Annotated in this window: 1 protein-coding gene and 1 pseudogene; both read right to left on the bottom strand. The window is 67.1% G+C overall.

What is annotated here, in order from left to right; genetic code table 11:
* On the bottom strand, window positions 1-267 hold a 267-nt coding region (locus tag GJ633_RS16245; protein ID WP_343160899.1), incomplete at its 3' end, for an MFS transporter.
* A gap of 91 nt (window positions 268-358) precedes the next feature.
* A pseudogene (locus tag GJ633_RS16240) lies at window positions 359-1,754 on the bottom strand (signal recognition particle protein Srp54).
* Between the last annotated feature and the right edge of the window lie 199 nt (window positions 1,755-1,953).

Raw genomic sequence — 1,953 nt, 5'->3', positions numbered from 1 at the left:
CGAGCCGACGCCGGCGACCGCAGCGCCCGTCGCGATCACCCGCACCGCGCCGATCCGGTCCGCGATCGCGCCGCTGGGAAACTGCAGCAGCGCGTAGACGATCATGAGGCCGGAGTACGCGGCGCCGACGGCGGCGTTGCTCACGCCGTAGCTCGCCTGGAGCGTACCGAAGATGGGCGGGAACGCGTATCGCACGAACTTGCCGAGGAACCAGACGAGCGACGTCAACGCGAGGACGTCGTAGGCGACGAGCCGCCGGAGGTCCATCGGGGAGTCGTACCCCGCTGTGACGGTTAAACGAGAGGGAGTCGGCAGGACTGACCCGGAAGCTCACGGCCGCGGACGGCCGGTCGCGGCGTCACCCGAACGGCCCCTTCCCGCCGCCCATCATGTCGCCGAGACCGCCGCCGTCGCCGCCCATCTTCTTCATCATGCGCTGCATGTCGCCTTCGCCCATTCCCTGGAACTGGTCGATGGTCCGCTCCATCATCGAGTGCTGTTCGAGCAGCTGCCGGACCGTCTCCTCGTCCGTGCCGGAGCCGCGGGCGATCCGCTCGGTCCGGGACTGGCCGACGACCCGGGGGTTCTCCAGCTCCTCGTCGGTCATCGAGTCCATGATGCGCTCGAACTTGCGCATCCGGTCCTGGGTGACGTCCATCGCGTCGTCGGGGAGCTGGTCCATCATCCCGCCGCCCATTCCGGGGATCATGTCCATCACCTGGTCGAGGGGGCCCATCCGGTTCATCGCGTCCATCTGTTTTTTCATGTCCTTCAGGGTGAACTCCCCCTGGAGCATCTGCTCGGGGTCCCAATCATCGTCCTCCTCCTGGGTCTCCTGCATCGCGCGCTCGACGCGCTCGGAGAGCTGCTTGAGGTCGCCCATCCCGAGCAGCCGCGAGATGAACCCCGAGGGCTCGAAGCGCTCGATGTCCTGGACCGTCTCGCCGGTCCCGAGGAACGCGATGGAAGAGTCGGTCTCGTTGACCGCCGTGAGCGCGCCCCCCGCCCTTCGCGGTCCCGTCGAGCTTGGTGATCACGACGCCCTCGATGCCGATGGACGCCTCGAACTGGCGGGCCTGCTCTTTCGCGCCCTGGCCGATCGCGGCGTCTAAGACGAGCAGCGAGCGGTCGGGGTCGACGACGCCCTCGATCTCTTCGATCTCGTCGATCAGGTCGTCTTCGAGGGCGTGGCGCCCGGCCGTGTCGACGATGTGGACGTCGGCGTCGGCGGTCGCTTCGAGCCCCTCGCGTGCGATCTGGACGGGGCTGTCGGCGTCGGGGTCGCCGTAGAAGTCGACCTCGGCGCGCTCGCACATCTGTTTGGCCTGGTCGTACGCGCCGGGCCGGAAGGTGTCCGTCTGGATCACGGCGGGACGGAGCCCCTTCTTCGAGAACCACCAGGCCATCTTGGCGGCGGAGGTGGTCTTCCCCGACCCCTGGAGGCCGGCGAGTAAGATCGTCTGGTCTTCGAGGGGCAGCTCCGTGGAGTCGCCGACGAGGTCGACCATCTCCTCGTAGACGATCTTGAGGACGTGGTCGCGGGCGGTGGTGCCGCCCGGCGGCTCCTCCTCTAACGCGCGGGTCTCGATCGCGTCCGACAGCTCCATCACGAGCGAGACGTCGACGTCGGCGGAGAGCAGCGACCGCTGGATCTCCTTGACGATCTCCTCGACGTCGTCCTCGTCGATCCGGCTCTTCCCCTGGAGCTTGTCGAGGCTGCTCCGGAGGGACGTACCGAGGTCGTCGAGTACCATTTGCCGGAGGTAGCGGGCCACGCGGTAAAGCTTTGTTCGTCGGTCGGTGCGCGAAAGACATCGCAGACATCCACCCGGTAAGAAGGGTGTCGAACCCCCGACCGCTCGCAGGCGCGCCACCGCACCCGCGGATCGGTCGTTCTTTTAGACTGTATCGAGCGAATCTTGCTCAGGTATGAGAACGCTTTCTGTGACACCC

The sequence above is a fragment of the Halorubrum sp. CBA1125 genome (assembly GCF_009742825.1).
Lineage (GTDB): Archaea > Halobacteriota > Halobacteria > Halobacteriales > Haloferacaceae > Halorubrum.
This window is presented reverse-complemented; position numbering and strand designations above follow the sequence as displayed.